The 15,177-nt window shown below is 39.6% G+C and carries 29 protein-coding genes; all 29 read left to right on the forward strand.

The features are described 5' to 3' along the window. Window positions 1-228 precede the first annotated feature (228 nt). The 29 genes from rpsL to rpsK all read left to right on the forward strand — a co-directional run bounded on the left by rpsL (window position 229) and on the right by rpsK (window position 15,132). Window positions 229-603: a 30S ribosomal protein S12 gene (gene rpsL, locus BIZ36_RS18525; RefSeq protein ID WP_187459365.1), complete on the forward strand. Its 375-nt coding sequence runs from the start codon at window positions 229-231 to the stop codon at window positions 601-603. 61 nt (window positions 604-664) lie between these two features. Continuing rightward, the gene (gene rpsG / locus BIZ36_RS18530; RefSeq protein WP_187459366.1) at window positions 665-1,141 is read left to right on the forward strand and encodes a 30S ribosomal protein S7; all 477 of its coding nucleotides are present in this window, start codon (window positions 665-667) and stop codon (window positions 1,139-1,141) included. Between the two features lie 6 nt (window positions 1,142-1,147). Next, complete coding sequence (fusA, locus tag BIZ36_RS18535; RefSeq protein ID WP_187459367.1) at window positions 1,148-3,277, forward strand: elongation factor G; 2,130 nt, start codon at window positions 1,148-1,150, stop codon at window positions 3,275-3,277. An 11-nt stretch (window positions 3,278-3,288) separates the two neighbouring features. Then, complete coding sequence (rpsJ, locus tag BIZ36_RS18540; protein WP_007094989.1) at window positions 3,289-3,594, forward strand: 30S ribosomal protein S10; 306 nt, start codon at window positions 3,289-3,291, stop codon at window positions 3,592-3,594. A gap of 200 nt (window positions 3,595-3,794) precedes the next feature. Then, window positions 3,795-4,418 carry a 50S ribosomal protein L3 gene (rplC, locus tag BIZ36_RS18545; protein ID WP_187459368.1) on the forward strand — a complete coding sequence of 208 codons (624 nt, stop codon included), beginning with the start codon at window positions 3,795-3,797 and terminating at the stop codon, window positions 4,416-4,418. After that, window positions 4,418-5,050 (forward strand): 50S ribosomal protein L4, encoded by a 633-nt coding sequence (rplD, locus tag BIZ36_RS18550; protein WP_187459369.1) that lies wholly within the window; start codon window positions 4,418-4,420, stop codon window positions 5,048-5,050. Before rplC ends, rplD begins: the two co-directional genes overlap by 1 nt. A 3-nt stretch (window positions 5,051-5,053) precedes the next feature. Beyond that, a complete protein-coding gene (gene rplW / locus BIZ36_RS18555; RefSeq protein ID WP_187459370.1) occupies window positions 5,054-5,344 on the forward strand; it encodes a 50S ribosomal protein L23 in 291 nt (96 codons plus the stop codon). 9 nt (window positions 5,345-5,353) lie between these two features. Further along, the gene (gene rplB / locus BIZ36_RS18560; RefSeq protein WP_187459371.1) at window positions 5,354-6,178 is read left to right on the forward strand and encodes a 50S ribosomal protein L2; all 825 of its coding nucleotides are present in this window, start codon (window positions 5,354-5,356) and stop codon (window positions 6,176-6,178) included. Window positions 6,179-6,191: 13 nt separating this feature from the next. Further along, a complete protein-coding gene (gene rpsS, locus BIZ36_RS18565) occupies window positions 6,192-6,470 on the forward strand; it encodes a 30S ribosomal protein S19 (RefSeq protein WP_187459372.1) in 279 nt (92 codons plus the stop codon). Window positions 6,471-6,473: 3 nt separating this feature from the next. Continuing rightward, the gene (gene rplV, locus BIZ36_RS18570) at window positions 6,474-6,881 is read left to right on the forward strand and encodes a 50S ribosomal protein L22 (RefSeq protein WP_187459373.1); all 408 of its coding nucleotides are present in this window, start codon (window positions 6,474-6,476) and stop codon (window positions 6,879-6,881) included. 1 nt (window position 6,882) lies between these two features. Then, window positions 6,883-7,605: a 30S ribosomal protein S3 gene (gene rpsC / locus BIZ36_RS18575; protein WP_187459374.1), complete on the forward strand. Its 723-nt coding sequence runs from the start codon at window positions 6,883-6,885 to the stop codon at window positions 7,603-7,605. A 16-nt stretch (window positions 7,606-7,621) separates the two neighbouring features. Then, window positions 7,622-8,050, forward strand: coding sequence for a 50S ribosomal protein L16 (gene rplP / locus BIZ36_RS18580; RefSeq protein WP_187459375.1), 429 nt, complete (start codon window positions 7,622-7,624; stop codon window positions 8,048-8,050). A 6-nt stretch (window positions 8,051-8,056) separates the two neighbouring features. Further along, the gene (gene rpmC, locus BIZ36_RS18585; RefSeq protein WP_187459376.1) at window positions 8,057-8,248 is read left to right on the forward strand and encodes a 50S ribosomal protein L29; all 192 of its coding nucleotides are present in this window, start codon (window positions 8,057-8,059) and stop codon (window positions 8,246-8,248) included. Between the two features lie 13 nt (window positions 8,249-8,261). Beyond that, window positions 8,262-8,522: a 30S ribosomal protein S17 gene (rpsQ, locus tag BIZ36_RS18590; RefSeq protein WP_187459377.1), complete on the forward strand. Its 261-nt coding sequence runs from the start codon at window positions 8,262-8,264 to the stop codon at window positions 8,520-8,522. Between the two features lie 2 nt (window positions 8,523-8,524). Further along, window positions 8,525-8,893, forward strand: a complete 369-nt coding sequence (gene rplN / locus BIZ36_RS18595; RefSeq protein ID WP_187459378.1) for a 50S ribosomal protein L14 — start codon at window positions 8,525-8,527, stop codon at window positions 8,891-8,893. Window positions 8,894-8,904: 11 nt separating this feature from the next. After that, a complete protein-coding gene (rplX, locus tag BIZ36_RS18600; RefSeq protein ID WP_187459379.1) occupies window positions 8,905-9,219 on the forward strand; it encodes a 50S ribosomal protein L24 in 315 nt (104 codons plus the stop codon). Window positions 9,220-9,221: 2 nt separating this feature from the next. After that, entirely contained in the window at window positions 9,222-9,773 is a 552-nt protein-coding gene (rplE, locus tag BIZ36_RS18605; RefSeq protein WP_187459380.1) for a 50S ribosomal protein L5, read from the forward strand. 1 nt (window position 9,774) lies between these two features. Then, on the forward strand, window positions 9,775-10,044 hold the full coding sequence (gene rpsN / locus BIZ36_RS18610; protein ID WP_121849999.1) for a 30S ribosomal protein S14: 270 nt from the start codon (window positions 9,775-9,777) through the stop codon (window positions 10,042-10,044). A gap of 59 nt (window positions 10,045-10,103) precedes the next feature. Next, window positions 10,104-10,502 (forward strand): 30S ribosomal protein S8, encoded by a 399-nt coding sequence (gene rpsH / locus BIZ36_RS18615; RefSeq protein ID WP_187459381.1) that lies wholly within the window; start codon window positions 10,104-10,106, stop codon window positions 10,500-10,502. A 21-nt stretch (window positions 10,503-10,523) separates the two neighbouring features. Further along, a complete protein-coding gene (rplF, locus tag BIZ36_RS18620; RefSeq protein ID WP_187459382.1) occupies window positions 10,524-11,066 on the forward strand; it encodes a 50S ribosomal protein L6 in 543 nt (180 codons plus the stop codon). 9 nt (window positions 11,067-11,075) lie between these two features. After that, a complete protein-coding gene (gene rplR / locus BIZ36_RS18625; RefSeq protein ID WP_187459383.1) occupies window positions 11,076-11,432 on the forward strand; it encodes a 50S ribosomal protein L18 in 357 nt (118 codons plus the stop codon). An 8-nt stretch (window positions 11,433-11,440) separates the two neighbouring features. Then, window positions 11,441-11,965, forward strand: a complete 525-nt coding sequence (gene rpsE, locus BIZ36_RS18630) for a 30S ribosomal protein S5 (RefSeq protein WP_187459384.1) — start codon at window positions 11,441-11,443, stop codon at window positions 11,963-11,965. Between the two features lie 12 nt (window positions 11,966-11,977). Then, window positions 11,978-12,160: a 50S ribosomal protein L30 gene (rpmD, locus tag BIZ36_RS18635; protein WP_187459385.1), complete on the forward strand. Its 183-nt coding sequence runs from the start codon at window positions 11,978-11,980 to the stop codon at window positions 12,158-12,160. Window positions 12,161-12,173: 13 nt separating this feature from the next. Continuing rightward, the gene (rplO, locus tag BIZ36_RS18640) at window positions 12,174-12,626 is read left to right on the forward strand and encodes a 50S ribosomal protein L15 (protein WP_187459386.1); all 453 of its coding nucleotides are present in this window, start codon (window positions 12,174-12,176) and stop codon (window positions 12,624-12,626) included. 12 nt (window positions 12,627-12,638) lie between these two features. Continuing rightward, window positions 12,639-13,982, forward strand: coding sequence for a preprotein translocase subunit SecY (gene secY, locus BIZ36_RS18645; protein WP_187459387.1), 1,344 nt, complete (start codon window positions 12,639-12,641; stop codon window positions 13,980-13,982). A gap of 2 nt (window positions 13,983-13,984) precedes the next feature. Beyond that, window positions 13,985-14,200: a translation initiation factor IF-1 gene (gene infA / locus BIZ36_RS18650; protein WP_013305172.1), complete on the forward strand. Its 216-nt coding sequence runs from the start codon at window positions 13,985-13,987 to the stop codon at window positions 14,198-14,200. Between the two features lie 20 nt (window positions 14,201-14,220). Continuing rightward, window positions 14,221-14,337, forward strand: a complete 117-nt coding sequence (gene ykgO / locus BIZ36_RS18655) for a type B 50S ribosomal protein L36 (protein ID WP_010519235.1) — start codon at window positions 14,221-14,223, stop codon at window positions 14,335-14,337. A gap of 2 nt (window positions 14,338-14,339) precedes the next feature. Next, on the forward strand, window positions 14,340-14,714 hold the full coding sequence (rpsM, locus tag BIZ36_RS18660) for a 30S ribosomal protein S13 (RefSeq protein WP_187459388.1): 375 nt from the start codon (window positions 14,340-14,342) through the stop codon (window positions 14,712-14,714). 13 nt (window positions 14,715-14,727) lie between these two features. Then, entirely contained in the window at window positions 14,728-15,132 is a 405-nt protein-coding gene (rpsK, locus tag BIZ36_RS18665; RefSeq protein ID WP_187459389.1) for a 30S ribosomal protein S11, read from the forward strand. Window positions 15,133-15,177: the final 45 nt, after the last annotated feature.

A 15,177-nucleotide genomic window follows, 5' to 3' on the forward strand; every position in this document is an offset into this window, starting at 1 on the left:
GTTTTTTTTTTTTTTTTTTTTTTTTTGGTTTGTATTTCTCCTTATGGTGGTTTTTGTCGTTCTGTTCTTCTGTATTTTCCTTAATCAAGAGGTGATGTTTTAATTAACTCTAAATGGGTGTTCAATAAATCTTTGAAAATTAATGAGTAAGAATTTGAATATTTAAGAAATAGTCTTACATTTGCCGACCCTTAAACGAGGGGTTATTTTATACATATATAATATAGTATGCCAACAATTTCACAATTAGTACGAAAAGGAAGGTCCACGATTACTAAGAAGAGTAAATCGGCTGCTTTGGATTCTTGTCCTCAAAGAAGAGGGGTTTGTACACGTGTTTACACTACTACTCCAAAAAAACCAAATTCTGCCATGAGAAAAGTGGCAAGGGTGAGGTTGACCAATGGAAAAGAAGTGAACGCTTACATTCCTGGTGAAGGACATAATCTCCAAGAGCACTCGATAGTATTAGTAAGGGGCGGAAGGGTGAAAGATTTGCCTGGTGTTAGGTATCATATCGTTAGAGGGGCTTTGGACACAGCTGGTGTTGCAGGCCGTACTCAACGTAGATCTAAATACGGAGCAAAAAGACCCAAGAGCTAAATGATTTAAAAGGTTAGGGGTTTTATGTTTATTGTAAGGCTCGTTTCCTAAAACAAACAAAATGAGAAAAAGACAGGCAAAAAAGAGACCGCTTTTACCGGATCCACGTTACGGAGACCAATTGGTCACCCGTTTTGTTAACATGATGATGTGGGATGGTAAAAAATCTATCGCTTTTAACGTGTTTTATAACGCGATGGATATAGTGGAAGAAAAAAAGACCGATGATGAAAAGTCGGCTTTGGAATTGTGGAAAGATGCACTTTCCAATGTAATGCCCCATGTTGAAGTGAGAAGTAGAAGGGTTGGGGGAGCTACATTTCAGATTCCAATGCAAATTCGTCCAGATCGTAAAATTTCAACAGCTATGAAGTGGTTGATCAGTTTTGCGAGAAAAAGGAATGAAAAAGGTATGGCCCAAAAATTGGCTGCTGAAATCTTGGCTGCTGCCAAAGAGGAAGGTGCTGCTGTTAAGAAGAGGGTTGATACTCATAAGATGGCAGAAGCAAACAAAGCATTTTCCCACTTTAGATTTTAATCAACAATGGCAAGAGATTTAAAATATACAAGAAATATTGGTATTGCTGCGCATATTGATGCTGGTAAAACAACTACCACTGAGCGTATCCTTTTTTATACGGGTGTAAGCCATAAAATTGGAGAGGTTCACGATGGTGCCGCTACCATGGACTGGATGGAGCAAGAGCAGGAGCGTGGTATTACTATCACATCTGCGGCTACTACCTGTACGTGGAGATTTCCAATGGAAAATGCACAGACACTGCCTAATACGAAGGATTATCACTTTAATATTATTGATACTCCCGGACACGTTGATTTTACTGTTGAGGTAAATAGGTCTTTACGTGTTTTGGACGGGTTGGTTTTTCTTTTTAGTGCGGTAGATGGTGTTGAGCCACAATCTGAAACTAACTGGCGATTGGCTGACAACTACAAGGTTCCTAGAATCGGTTTTGTTAATAAGATGGACCGTCAGGGAGCTAATTTCCTTAATGTTTGTAATCAGGTTAAGGAAATGTTGGGTTCCAATGCTGTGCCAATCGTTTTACCTATAGGTGATGAGGCCGATTTTAAAGGAATCGTTGATTTGGCCAAAAACAGAGCGATTGTATGGCATGATGAGAATTTCGGGTCTACATTTGATGAAGTGGATATCCCTGCTGATATGCAGGATGAAGTGAAGGAGTATAGAGCTGCCTTAATCGAGGCTGTGGCTGAATATGACGAGGAATTGATGGAGAAATTCTTTGAGGATGAAGATTCCATCACGGAGGAGGAAGTTCATGCTGCCTTAAGGGCTGCTGTAATGGATCGTGCCATTATCCCTATGGTTTGTGGGTCTTCCTTTAAAAATAAAGGTGTTCAGTTCCTACTGGATTGTGTTTGTAGGTATTTGCCTTCTCCATTGGACAAGGATGATATTGTAGGTACTAATCCTGATACCGGTGCTGAAGTAACTAGAAAACCAGATGTTAAGGAGCCTTTTTCTGCTTTAGCATTCAAAATTGCTACCGATCCATTTGTTGGTAGGTTGGCATTTTTTAGAACTTACTCTGGTAGATTGGATGCGGGTTCTTATATATTGAACAACAGATCGGGTAAAAAGGAGCGTATCTCCCGTATTTATCAAATGCATTCTAATAAGCAGAATGCAATTGAATATATAGAAGCTGGGGATATTGGTGCTGCCGTTGGTTTTAAGGATATTAAAACTGGAGATACCATGTCTGCTGAGAATGCGCCTATCGTATTGGAGTCTATGGATTTTCCTGACCCTGTAATTGGTATTGCTGTTGAGCCTAAAACAAAGGCCGATGTGGACAAGTTGGGTATGGCTTTGGCTAAATTGGCTGAGGAGGATCCTACTTTCCAGGTTAAAACTGATGAGGCTTCAGGTCAGACTATTATTTCTGGTATGGGTGAGCTTCACTTGGATATCATTGTTGATAGATTAAGACGTGAATTTAAGGTAGAAGTAAGTCAAGGTCAACCTCAGGTTGAATATAAAGAAGCGCTTACCAGAAGTGCTGATCATAGAGAGACGTACAAGAAGCAATCTGGTGGTCGTGGTAAATTTGCTGATATCGTATTTACCATGGGTCCTGCCGATTCAGAAGAAACGGAAGGTCTTGAGTTTGTGAATGAAATCAAGGGTGGTAATATACCTAAAGAGTTTATTCCTGCTGTTGAGAAAGGTTTCAAAGACGCTATGAAAAACGGGCCATTGGCTGGTTTTGAGATGGATAGCATGAAGGTTGTTTTAAAGGATGGTTCCTTCCACGCGGTGGATTCCGATTCATTATCCTTTGAGCTTGCTGCTAAGATGGGTTATAAGTCAGCGGCAAAGGCTGCCGGTGCTGTTCTTATGGAGCCTATCATGAAAATTGAGGTATTGACTCCTGAGGAAAACATGGGTGATATTGTTGGTGACCTTAACCGTAGAAGAGGTACTATCTCTAATATGAGTGATAGGGCTGGTTCTAAAGTTGTTAAAGGAGAGGTGCCGTTATCGGAAATGTTTGGATATGTAACTTCCTTAAGAACATTATCATCTGGTAGGGCTACTTCAACTATGGAGTTCTCACATTATGCTGAGACACCATCGAACATTGCTGAAGAAGTTATTAAAGCTGCTAAAGGAGTAACCGCTTAATTGTTAAAGAAATGAGCCAAAAAATTAGGATAAAACTAAAATCTTACGATCACAACTTGGTTGATAAATCTGCTGAGAAAATCGTAAAAACGGTAAAGACTACCGGGGCAGTGGTTACTGGGCCAATACCTTTACCAACTCATAAAAAAATATTTACCGTCTTGCGTTCACCGCACGTGAACAAGAAGTCAAGGGAACAATTTCAATTGAGTTCTTACAAGAGGCTTTTGGATATTTATAGTTCCTCTTCCAAAACTATTGATGCTCTTATGAAATTAGAGCTTCCTAGTGGAGTGGAAGTAGAGATTAAGGTGTAAGTAACACGGTAAAGCTACCTGTAAGGGTGGTGGACATGTCCTGAGCTGCGTGCGAGGGAAAAACGGAACAAAAATTAATTCGGGGTCGAATAATTTTTGACCCTGTTTTTTTGTCCAAAAGTTGAGAGTATTAATTAAATAAATATAAACGAGCATAGGGTTTTTGTTAAAATCTAAAATGCTCAAAATGTAAATCAATTATGTCTGGGTTAATAGGAAAAAAGGTAGGCATGACCAGCATCTTTGACGAGAATGGAAAAAACGTTCCATGTACCGTGATTGAGGCAGGGCCATGTGTGGTTACCCAAGTCAGAACCGAAGAAGTTGATGGCTACACAGCTTTACAGCTTGGTTTCGATGACAAGGCAGAAAAACGTGCTAACAAGGCCGAAACAGGTCACTTTAAAAAAGCAGGTACTTCTCCTAAAAGAAAGGTTGTTGAATTTCAAGGTTTTGAAGGGGAGTACAAATTAGGAGACACTGTAGGTGTTGATTTGTTTACGGAAGGTGAGTTTGTTGATGTGGTTGGAACTTCTAAGGGAAAAGGTTTCCAGGGGGTTGTTAAGCGTCATGGTTTTGGCGGTGTTGGTCAACAAACGCATGGTCAGCACAACAGGTTAAGAGCACCAGGTTCTATTGGTGCGGCCTCATATCCTGCGAGAGTATTCAAAGGAATGAAAATGGCCGGTAGAATGGGTGGAGAACGTGTTACCGTTCAGAACCTACGTGTGTTAAAAGTAGTTCCGGAAAAGAACCTTTTGGTAGTAAAAGGTGCTATTCCAGGTCATAAAAATTCTTACGTAACTATTCAAAGGTGGGAGTAATGAAGGTAGCAGTTTTAGATATTAAAGGAAAAGAAACAGGAAGAAGCGCAGAGCTTTCGGATGCTGTTTTTGGTATAGAGCCTAACGATCACGCTGTATATTTAGATGTAAAGCAGTATTTGGCGCATCAGCGTCAAGGTACGCATAAAGCTAAGGAGCGTGGTGAGATTGCGGGTAGTACTCGTAAGATAAAGAAACAAAAAGGTACAGGTACTGCCCGTGCCGGTAGTATTAAATCTCCCGTTTTTAGAGGCGGTGGTAGAATTTTTGGTCCCAGGCCAAAAGATTATAGCCAGAAGCTTAATAAAAATGTAAAGAGATTGGCTAGAAAATCTGCCCTTAGTATCAAATCTAAGGAGAATGCCATTTTGGTTGTGGAAGATTTTAGTTTTGATACTCCAAAAACAAAGGAATTCAAAGATATTTTGACTTCTTTGGGTATCGAGAACAAAAAGTCTTTGATAGTCTTGGGCGATTCAAATAATAGCGTATATTTGTCTTCGCGAAATTTGAAGGGCTCAGAAGTTGTAACTTCCTCAGAAATAAGCACTTATAAAATATTGAATGCTACAAATGTGGTGTTCTTGGAGGGTGCTTTAGAAGGATTGGAGTCGAATTTAAATAAAAAGTAAGCCATGAGCGTGTTGATAAAACCGATAATTACCGAAAAAATGACCGCGGAAAGCGAGTTGTACAATAGGTATGGCTTTATTGTAAATCCTAGTGCTAATAAATTGCAGATCAAGGATGCGGTAGAGTCTACTTATGGAGTTGCGGTCAAGAAGGTGAGGACTATGAATTATGGTCCTACTAGAAAGACGCGTTATACCAAAACTGGTATCCAGCATGGTAAGACCAATTCGGTCAAGAAAGCTATTGTTGATGTTGTTGAAGGTGACATCATTGATTTTTACAGTAATCTATAAAGACGGAAAATGTCAGTTAGAAAATTAAAACCTATCACTCCTGGACAGCGTTTTAGAGTAGTAAACGGATTTGACGCGCTTACTGCTGATAAGCCGGAGAAGAGCTTGCTCGCTCCGTTAAAAAAGTCGGGAGGTAGAAACAGTCAAGGAAAGATGACCATGCGCCATAGGGGTGGAGGTCATAAGAGAAGGTATCGTATCATTGATTTTAAAAGGGATAAGCAAGATGTATCTGCTACCGTTAAATCTATTCAGTACGATCCAAATAGAACAGCCTTTATCGCATTATTGGAGTATACTGATGGCGAAAAAAGATATGTTATTGCGCAGAATGGTTTGCAAGTAGGTCAGCAAGTTTCTGCTGGTGAATCTGCTGCTCCTGAAATAGGTAATGCATTGCCGTTAAGTGCTATTCCTTTGGGTACCATAATCTCTTGTATAGAGTTGAGGCCAGGGCAGGGTGCTATAATGGCGAGAAGTGCAGGAACTTTTGCACAGCTCATGGCGAAAGAAGGAAAGTTTGCTACCGTAAAAATGCCTTCTGGTGAAACAAGATTGATTTTGTCTGCTTGTTTGGCGACCATTGGTGCTGTGTCCAACTCTGACCATCAGTTGTTGGTGTCAGGTAAAGCTGGTAGAAGCAGATGGTTGGGTAGAAGGCCTAGAACTAGACCGGTTGCAATGAACCCGGTTGATCACCCAATGGGTGGTGGTGAAGGTAGGGCTTCTGGAGGTCACCCAAGATCAAGAAACGGTATTCCTGCTAAGGGTTATAGAACTCGTGTTAGGACTAAGAAGACCAATAGATATATTTTAGAACGTAGAAAGAAATAAAAAGTAGAAAGAAATGGCACGTTCATTAAAAAAAGGACCATACGTTCACTATAGCTTGGAAAAGAAAGTCCAGCAAAATGTATCTTCTGGAAAGAAGAGTGTGATTAAGACGTGGTCAAGAGCATCGATGATTACACCGGACTTTGTAGGTCTAACGATAGCAGTTCATAATGGAAGACAATTTGTTCCTGTTTTTGTAACTGAAAACATGGTAGGGCACAAGTTGGGTGAATTTTCTCCTACAAGATCTTTTAGAGGTCATGCTGGAGCTAAGAATAAAGGAAAGAAGTAAGCTATGGGAGTTCGTAAAAAACAAATGGCCGAGAGGTTAAAGGCTGAAAAGAAGCAGATTGCTTTTGCTAAGTTGAACAACTGTCCAACTTCACCTAGGAAAATGCGCTTGGTTGCGGATTTGATCAGAGGTGTAGAAGTGGAAAAAGCTTTAGCTATCCTAAGGTTCAATTCTAAGGAGTCTTCACGAAAACTTGAAAAGCTTTTGTTGTCTGCTTTGGCAAACTGGCAAGCTAAGAATGAGGATGCTAGTGTTGAGGATGCGGGACTTGTTGTAAGAGAAGTGCGTGTAGACGGTGGCACCATGTTGAAAAGATTGCGTCCTGCTCCTCAAGGAAGGGCTCATAGAATAAGAAAGCGTTCAAACCATGTTACATTGGTTTTGGGGTCTAACAATAATATAGAAAGCTAGAATGGGACAGAAAACAAATCCAATAGGAAATCGTCTTGGAATCATCAGGGGTTGGGAGTCTAACTGGTATGGTGGAAACGACTATGGTGATAAATTGGCGGAGGACAATAAAATCCGTAATTATATCCATGCTCGTTTGGCTAAAGCTAGCGTTTCTAGAGTAATTATTGAGCGTACCCTTAAACTTATAACTATCACGGTAACCACTGCTAGGCCGGGTATAATTATCGGTAAAGGTGGTCAAGAGGTGGATAAGCTTAAAGAAGAGCTTAAGAAAATTACCAATAAAGAAGTTCAGATCAATATTTATGAAATTAAAAGACCTGAACTTGATGCGAATCTTGTTGCTGCAAGTATTGCTCGTCAGATAGAAAGCAGAATTTCTTTTAGAAGGGCGATTAAAATGGCTATTGCCGCTGCAATGAGAATGAACGCAGAGGGTATTAAGGTGCAAATTTCTGGACGTTTGAATGGAGCTGAAATGGCTCGTTCGGAATCATATAAAGATGGGCGTATTCCATTGTCTACATTTCGTGCAGATATAGACTATGCTTTGCAGGAGGCTCAAACTACCTATGGTAAATTAGGTATTAAGGTTTGGATCATGAAAGGTGAAGTGTACGGTAAGCGTGATTTGTCTCCACTGGTTGGAATGACTAAAGGTCAATCTGGAAAAGGTGGTGATAAAAGAGAAGGTGGAAGAAAATCTCGTCGTAGAAAGTAATTTAAAAAAGTAAGCAATGTTACAGCCAAAAAGAACCAAGTTTCGAAAGATGCAGAAAGGCCGCATGAAAGGAAATGCGGGCAGAGGTTTTCAGTTGTCGAACGGTATGTTCGGTATCAAAACTTTGGATTCTAAATTTATAACATCACGTCAGATTGAGGCGGCACGTATTGCAGCCACAAGATATATGAAAAGGCAAGGTCAGCTGTGGATCAAAATTTTCCCGGACAAACCTATTACCAAAAAACCTCTTGAGGTACGTATGGGTAAAGGTAAAGGTGCTCCCGAGTATTTTGTAGCTGTGGTAAAGCCAGGTAGGGTTTTGTTTGAGGTAGCAGGTGTGCCTTTGGATGTTGCAAAAGAGGCATTGAGACTTGCTGCTCAGAAACTTCCGGTGAGAACCAAGTTTATTGTGGCCCGTGATTATGTTGAAGAAACAATTTAAGGTATCATGAAAAATAAAGAAATCAAAGAATTGTCCGTAGAGGAGCTTAAGGATAAGCTTGCTGAGTACAAAAAGCAACATGCAGACCTTAAAATGGCACATTTTGTTACACCATTGGAAAATCCGCTTCAAGTTAGAACGGCAAGGAGAACGGTGGCTAGATTGGCAACGGAATTAACTAATAGGGAAAACCAATAATTGGTTCTGCTTTATGGAAGATAAAAGAAACTTAAGAAAAGAGAGAATAGGGGTGGTAACCAGTAACAAGATGGAGAAGTCCATTGTTGTTTCTGAGGTAAAGCGAGTAAAGCACCCTATGTACGGTAAGTTCGTTTTGAAAACGAAGAAGTATGTTGCTCATGACGAGAAGAACGATTGTAAGGAGGGAGATACCGTTAAAATAATGGAGACCCGTCCGTTGAGCAAGACCAAGTGTTGGAGATTAGTAGAAATCTTAGAAAGAGCTAAATAATTATGTTACAGCAGGAATCAAGATTAAAGGTAGCAGACAATACTGGAGCTAAGGAGGTTTTGACCATTAGAGTTTTGGGTGGTACAAAACGTAGATATGCTTCAGTTGGAGATAAAATTGTTGTTGCGGTAAAGGAGGCTACTCCAAACGGTGGTATTAAAAAAGGTGCTGTATCAACGGCAGTGGTGGTGAGAACAAAGAAAGAGGTAAGAAGACCGGATGGTTCTTACATTCGTTTTGATGACAATGCTTGTGTGTTGTTGAACCCTGCTGGTGAAATGAGAGGAACTCGTGTTTTTGGACCTGTGGCTCGTGAACTTCGCGATAAGCAGTTTATGAAGATTGTTTCATTGGCCCCTGAGGTACTTTAATATAGTTGATCATGATAAAGTTAAAGATAAAAACAGGAGATACGGTAAGGGTTATAGCTGGAGACCATAAAGGTTCGGAAGGTAAGGTCTTAACCGTTGATCGCGAAAAGAACAAGGCTATTGTGGAAGGTGCAAACTTGGTTTCAAAGCATGAAAAGCCAAGTGCTCAAAACCCTCAAGGTGGTATTGTTAAGAAGGAAGCTCCTATCCATATTTCAAACCTAGCATTAATTGATGCTAAGTCTGGTGAGGTAACTAGGGTAGGTTACGAAGTGAGGGACGGAAAGAAAGTTCGTGTTTCCAAGAAATCCAATGAAGTAATATAGTTATGGCTTACGTTTCAAGGTTAAAGACAGAATATAAGGAGCGTATTGTAAGCGCTCTTAAAGAAGAATTTGGGTACAACAATATTATGGAGGTTCCCAAACTTCAGAAAATTGTAGTGAGTAGAGGTATTGGTGCAGCTGTTGCCGATAAGAAGTTGATTGACCATGCAGTTGAGGAACTTACTACTATTACTGGACAAAGAGCGGTGCCAACAATGTCTAAAAAGGACGTTGCAGCTTTTAAATTGCGTAAAGGAATGCCAATTGGTGCCAAGGTTACGCTTAGAGGGGAGAGAATGTATGAGTTCTTGGATAGATTGATTACTTCCGCTTTGCCTCGAGTTCGTGATTTTCAAGGAATCCGTGCTACTGGGTTTGATGGTAGGGGTAATTACAGTTTGGGTGTGACCGAACAAATTATCTTTCCAGAAATCAATATTGATAAAATCAATAGGATTAACGGAATGGATATTACCTTTGTCACCTCTGCTCAAACAGATAAGGAAGCAAAATCCCTATTAACTGAATTAGGATTACCGTTTAAAAAGAATTAGAATGGCTAAAGAATCAATGAAGGCCCGTGAGCGTAAAAGGGCTAAAACTGTTGCAAAATATGCTGAGAAAAGAAAAGCTTTGAAAGAAGCTGGTGATTACGAAGCATTGCAAAAATTGCCACGTAACGCTTCTCCGGTACGTATGCACAATCGTTGTAAACTTACAGGTAGACCAAAAGGATATATGAGAACTTTTGGTATCTCTAGGGTTATGTTCAGGGAAATGGCCAACCAAGGTTTAATTCCTGGTGTTAAAAAGGCAAGCTGGTAAAAGAGTTTAACTGGTTTCAGGTTCGTTAATAGCGAAAACCGTTACCAAATTATATAGAAATGGTTACAGATACTATTGCAGATTATCTTACGAGAATCAGAAATGCCAGCAGAGCTGGTCACAGAGTGGTGGAAATTCCATCATCAAAAGTAAAGAGGGAAATAACTAAAATTTTGTTCGATCAAGGATATATTTTAAGTTATAAGTTTGAAGAGGATAATTTTCAGGGAACTATTAAAATAGCCTTGAAATATGATAAGGCTACAAAGGAGCCTGTTATCAGAAAAATACAAAGGGTGAGTAAGCCTGGTCTGCGAAAGTATACCGGTGCAGATACACTACCTAGGGTGTTGAACGGTTTAGGTATTGCCATTGTCTCTACTTCACATGGGGTTATGACAAGTAAGCAAGCCAAAAACGAAAATGTAGGTGGCGAGGTACTTTGCTACGTATATTAATAAGTAATAAAGTATTAAGAAATGTCAAGAATAGGTAATAGTCCGATTGTAATTCCAGAAGGGGTTACCGTAGATATAAAGGATAACGAGATTGTTGTAAAGGGAAAATTGGGTGAGTTAACTCAAGATTTTTCTGCAGTTGACATCAAGGTTGAAGAAGGTAAGGTGGTAGTTGAAAGGCCTTCGGATTCCAAACCTCATAAAGCAAAACATGGTTTATACCGTGCGCTAATCAACAATATGATCAATGGTGTGTCTAAAGGATGGACCAAAGAATTAGAATTGGTTGGTGTGGGTTACCGTGCGAGCAACCAGGGTCAAAAATTGGATTTGGCTTTAGGTTTTTCCCACAATATAGTTTTGGATTTAGCTCCTGAAATTAAAGTGGAGACTACTTCAGAAAAAGGAAAGAACCCTATTGTTAAATTGACATCTCACGACAAGCAATTGGTAGGTCAGATAGCTGCTAAGATTAGATCTTTCCGTAAGCCAGAGCCTTACAAAGGGAAGGGTATTAAGTTTGTTGGCGAGCAATTACGAAGAAAAGCAGGTAAATCAGCTTAATAGTATATCATGGCATTATCAAAGAGCGAAAGAAAACAGAGAATACACAGAAGGATCAGAAAGGTTTCTTCTGGTACTGCGGAAAGACCAAGATTGTCCGTATTTAGAAGTAACAGTGCAATATATGCCCAAGTTATAAATGATGTTGAAGGTGTTACCTTAGCGTCTGTTTCTTCAAGGGATAAGGATTTGGCTGAAGTAAAAGGATCTAAATCAGAAATTGCAACTGCCGTAGGTAAGGCGATAGCTGAAAAATGTAAAGAAGCCGGCATTGAAAAAGTTGCCTTTGACAGAGGAGGTAACCTTTATCATGGAAGAGTGAAAGCATTGGCCGATGGGGCTCGTGAAGCAGGACTTAATTTTTAAATAATACTATGTACCAGAAATATAAGAACGTAGAGACTGTTAAACCTGGCGGTTTAGATTTAAAAGATAGATTGGTAGGTATTCAACGGGTTACTAAGGTTACCAAGGGTGGTAGAGCATTTGGTTTTTCTGCTATCGTAGTAGTAGGAGATGAAAATGGAGTTGTTGGTAGTGGTTTAGGAAAATCCAAAGAGGTGGCCACTGCTATTGCCAAGGCTATAGAAGATGCAAAGAAAAACTTGATTAGAATTCCTTTGAATAAAGGTACTTTGCCACACGAGCAAAAAGGTAAGTTTGGTGGAGCAAGGGTTTATATACAACCTGCTTCACATGGTACCGGTGTAATTGCTGGTGGTGCTGTACGTGCAGTATTGGAATCTGTAGGGGTGCAAGATGTACTTTCTAAATCCCAAGGTTCTTCTAACCCTCATAACGTAGTGAAAGCCACTTTTGATGCTTTGCTACAATTAAGGGATGCAGGAACAGTAGCTAAACAAAGAGGAGTATCCTTGGATAAAGTATTTAAAGGATAATAGAAGAATATTATGGCTAAGAAAATACAGGTAAAACAGCTTAAGAGCAGTATCAAGAAACCGCAGAACCAAAAGCGCACATTAGAAGCTTTAGGTCTTAAAAGAATTGGTCAGGTAGTAGAACATGAGGCTACTCCTAATATTCTTGGTATGATAGATAAAGTTAAACATTTGGTTTCCACACAGGAGGCTTAATAGAAGAGATACAATGAATTTAAGCAATCTTAAACCAGCAGATGGTTCAGTAAGCAATTCAGGTAAAAGAGTTGGTAGAGGACAAGGTTCAGGAAAAGGTGGTACTGCTACCCGTGGACATAAAGGTGCCAAGTCTAGATCTGGATATTCAAAGAAAATTGGTTTTGAAGGTGGTCAGATGCCATTACAGCGTCGTGTTCCTAAATTTGGTTTTACGAACATTAACCGTGTAGCTTATAAAGGAGTGAATTTGGATAAATTACAGGAATTGGTAGACAACAAAGTTGTTACCGATACTGTGACCGTAGAAACTCTAGTAGAAAACGGTTTGGCTAAAAGAAAGGATTTAGTAAAAATATTGGGCGGTGGGGAACTTAAAGCTTCCCTTAAAGTGTCCGTGCATAAATTTACGGCTAGTGCAAAAGCGGCCATTGAAGCAGCTGGCGGAGAGGCAATAAATTTATAAGCATACCCTACTATGAAGAAATTTTTCGAGACCATATCCAACATTTGGAAAATAGAAGAGCTAAGAAATCGTATTTTGATTACGCTTAGCCTTCTTTTGGTATACCGTTTTGGTTGTCAAATAGTTCTTCCGGGGATTGATTCAACACAATTGGCGGCCTTGGCTTCCGGAACGGACCAAGGTATTTTTGGTCTGTTAAATGCTTTTACTGGTGGGGCTTTTGCCAATGCATCAGTTTTTGCTTTGGGAATTATGCCATATATCTCTGCATCTATTGTAGTGCAGTTGATGAGTATCGCTATACCTTATCTTCAGAAATTGGATAAGGAAGGGGAAAGTGGAAGAAAAACCAAAAATCAAATTACCCGTTGGTTAACAATTGGTATTTGTGTGGTACAGGCTCCAGCTTATTTGTACGGTTTGGAAGCGTTTGGTGTTCAAGACAGTGCGTTTTTGTTAGGAAAAGGTCTTGATTTCATGATTCCAGCGGTAGTTATTCTTGTTACCGGTTGTGTTTTTGCAATGTGGTTGGGAGAAAAAATTACTGATAAGGGTATTGGTAACGGTATTTCATTGTTGATTATGATTGGGATTATAGCTACAATGCCTCAATCATTTGTTCAAGAATTTATTTCAAGGACAACCAACAATACAGGTGGCTTGATGTTCATTCTAATCGAGGTAATACTATGGTTCTTGGTCATTCTTGCTAGCGTTTTATTGGTGATGGCAACTCGTCAAATACCGGTTCAATATGCAAGAAGGACTGCTTCGGGTGGTTATGAAAAGAACATCATGGGTTCTAGACAATATATACCATTGAAGCTTAATGCTTCTGGTGTTATGCCTATCATTTTTGCTCAGGCAATTATGTTTGCTCCTAGTTTAATTGGTAAAACATTTAATAACACCGCCGCAGGTCAATGGATGGAAGTTCAGTTTCAAGATATCTTCGGATTGGCGTATAACATTTTGTTCGCGGTCTTGATTATTATCTTCACCTACTTCTATACGGCCATTACGGTACCAACAAATAAAATGGCCGATGATTTGAAAAGGAGCGGTGGTTTTATTCCGGGAATTAGACCAGGTAAAGAGACAGGTGACTTTTTAGATAAGGTAATGTCTTTGATAACTCTGCCAGGTTCTGTATTTTTGGCCATTTTAGCGGTTTTACCTGCAATCGTGGTGAAATTAATGGATATACAACAAGGTTGGGCCTTATTTTACGGTGGAACATCTTTACTCATTATGGTAGGTGTCGCCATTGATACGGTTCAACAAGTAAATGCGTACTTGTTGAATAGACATTATGATGGATTAATGAAGACTGGTAAAAATAGAAAAGTAGCATAATTATGGCGAAACAAGCAGCAATAGAGCAAGATGGATCTATAATTGAAGCATTGTCTAATGCAATGTTCCGCGTAGAATTAGAAAATGGTCATGTGGTTACTGCCCATATCTCTGGAAAGATGCGTATGCATTACATTAAATTGCTTCCTGGAGATAAGGTGAAGTTGGAAATGAGCCCTTATGACCTTACCAAGGCTAGAATTACCTATAGATATTAAAACGAGAGAAAGACAACAAGATGAAAGTTAGAGCATCAATAAAGAAAAGAAGCGCCGACTGCAAGATTGTACGCAGAAAGGGCAGGTTGTATGTAATCAACAAAAAGAATCCTAGATTTAAACAAAGACAAGGATAATTATGGCAAGAATTGCGGGTATAGACATACCAAAACAAAAGAGAGGTGTAATTGCCTTGACCTACATTTTCGGTATTGGTAGAAGTAGGGCTAAAGAAATTTTGGAAAAAGCCAATGTGAGTGAGGATACAAAAGTATCTGAATGGAACGATGATGAAATTGGTCGTATAAGGGAAGCAGTTTCCGGTTTTACTATTGAAGGTGAACTTCGTTCAGAAACTCAGTTGAACATTAAGCGTTTAATGGATATTGGTTGCTACCGTGGTATTCGTCATAGAGCTGGTCTTCCACTTCGCGGTCAACGTACCAAGAATAATTCTAGGACTAGAAAAGGAAAAAGAAAAACGGTTGCTAATAAGAAAAAGGCAACTAAATAATAAGTAGGTTATTATGGCAAAGGCAACTTCAAAAGCAGGTGCAAAAGCGGCTAAAAAACGTAAAGTAATCGTTGACTCCGTGGGCGAGGCTCACGTAACCGCATCTTTCAATAATATCATTATTTCCCTTACCAATAAAAAAGGGGATGTTATTTCTTGGTCATCGGCAGGTAAAATGGGCTTCAGGGGTTCTAAGAAGAATACTCCATATGCAGCTCAAGTAGCTGCTGAAGAATGTGCTAAAACCGCACATGAAGCTGGATTAAGAAAAGTAAAAGTTTACGTAAAAGGACCAGGTAACGGTAGGGAATCTGCTATCCGTGCCGTCCACAACTCTGGTATTGAGGTAACGGAAATAGTTGATGTTACACCAATGCCGCACAACGGTTGTAGACCTCCAAAAAGAAGAAGAGTTTAATTTATTCATATTTATTTCACCGGAAATGTAGTTAACGATTATCGA

The sequence above is a fragment of the Cytophaga sp. FL35 genome (assembly GCF_014349235.1).
Classification (GTDB): domain Bacteria; phylum Bacteroidota; class Bacteroidia; order Flavobacteriales; family Flavobacteriaceae; genus Euzebyella.

Bases quoted from the DNA above. Each gene is read 5' to 3' on its own strand.
- rpmD (WP_187459385.1), top strand. From the start codon at position 11,978: ATGGCTAAGAAAATACAGGTAAAACAGCTTAAGAGCAGTATCAAGAAA.
- fusA (WP_187459367.1), top strand. From the start codon at position 1,148: ATGGCAAGAGATTTAAAATATACAAGAAATATTGGTATTGCTGCGCAT.
- rpsM (WP_187459388.1), top strand. From the start codon at position 14,340: ATGGCAAGAATTGCGGGTATAGACATACCAAAACAAAAGAGAGGTGTA.
- rplP (WP_187459375.1), top strand. From the start codon at position 7,622: ATGTTACAGCCAAAAAGAACCAAGTTTCGAAAGATGCAGAAAGGCCGC.
- rplO (WP_187459386.1), top strand. From the start codon at position 12,174: ATGAATTTAAGCAATCTTAAACCAGCAGATGGTTCAGTAAGCAATTCA.
- ykgO (WP_010519235.1), top strand. From the start codon at position 14,221: ATGAAAGTTAGAGCATCAATAAAGAAAAGAAGCGCCGACTGCAAGATT.
- rpsJ (WP_007094989.1), top strand. From the start codon at position 3,289: ATGAGCCAAAAAATTAGGATAAAACTAAAATCTTACGATCACAACTTG.
- rplW (WP_187459370.1), top strand. From the start codon at position 5,054: ATGAGCGTGTTGATAAAACCGATAATTACCGAAAAAATGACCGCGGAA.
- rpsK (WP_187459389.1), top strand. From the start codon at position 14,728: ATGGCAAAGGCAACTTCAAAAGCAGGTGCAAAAGCGGCTAAAAAACGT.
- rplR (WP_187459383.1), top strand. From the start codon at position 11,076: ATGGCATTATCAAAGAGCGAAAGAAAACAGAGAATACACAGAAGGATC.
- rplX (WP_187459379.1), top strand. From the start codon at position 8,905: ATGATAAAGTTAAAGATAAAAACAGGAGATACGGTAAGGGTTATAGCT.
- rpmC (WP_187459376.1), top strand. From the start codon at position 8,057: ATGAAAAATAAAGAAATCAAAGAATTGTCCGTAGAGGAGCTTAAGGAT.
- rpsH (WP_187459381.1), top strand. From the start codon at position 10,104: ATGGTTACAGATACTATTGCAGATTATCTTACGAGAATCAGAAATGCC.
- rpsL (WP_187459365.1), top strand. From the start codon at position 229: ATGCCAACAATTTCACAATTAGTACGAAAAGGAAGGTCCACGATTACT.
- rpsS (WP_187459372.1), top strand. From the start codon at position 6,192: ATGGCACGTTCATTAAAAAAAGGACCATACGTTCACTATAGCTTGGAA.
- rpsQ (WP_187459377.1), top strand. From the start codon at position 8,262: ATGGAAGATAAAAGAAACTTAAGAAAAGAGAGAATAGGGGTGGTAACC.
- rplE (WP_187459380.1), top strand. From the start codon at position 9,222: ATGGCTTACGTTTCAAGGTTAAAGACAGAATATAAGGAGCGTATTGTA.
- infA (WP_013305172.1), top strand. From the start codon at position 13,985: ATGGCGAAACAAGCAGCAATAGAGCAAGATGGATCTATAATTGAAGCA.
- rpsC (WP_187459374.1), top strand. From the start codon at position 6,883: ATGGGACAGAAAACAAATCCAATAGGAAATCGTCTTGGAATCATCAGG.
- rplV (WP_187459373.1), top strand. From the start codon at position 6,474: ATGGGAGTTCGTAAAAAACAAATGGCCGAGAGGTTAAAGGCTGAAAAG.
- rplD (WP_187459369.1), top strand. From the start codon at position 4,418: ATGAAGGTAGCAGTTTTAGATATTAAAGGAAAAGAAACAGGAAGAAGC.
- secY (WP_187459387.1), top strand. From the start codon at position 12,639: ATGAAGAAATTTTTCGAGACCATATCCAACATTTGGAAAATAGAAGAG.
- rpsN (WP_121849999.1), top strand. From the start codon at position 9,775: ATGGCTAAAGAATCAATGAAGGCCCGTGAGCGTAAAAGGGCTAAAACT.
- rplB (WP_187459371.1), top strand. From the start codon at position 5,354: ATGTCAGTTAGAAAATTAAAACCTATCACTCCTGGACAGCGTTTTAGA.
- rpsG (WP_187459366.1), top strand. From the start codon at position 665: ATGAGAAAAAGACAGGCAAAAAAGAGACCGCTTTTACCGGATCCACGT.
- rplN (WP_187459378.1), top strand. From the start codon at position 8,525: ATGTTACAGCAGGAATCAAGATTAAAGGTAGCAGACAATACTGGAGCT.
- rplF (WP_187459382.1), top strand. From the start codon at position 10,524: ATGTCAAGAATAGGTAATAGTCCGATTGTAATTCCAGAAGGGGTTACC.
- rplC (WP_187459368.1), top strand. From the start codon at position 3,795: ATGTCTGGGTTAATAGGAAAAAAGGTAGGCATGACCAGCATCTTTGAC.
- rpsE (WP_187459384.1), top strand. From the start codon at position 11,441: ATGTACCAGAAATATAAGAACGTAGAGACTGTTAAACCTGGCGGTTTA.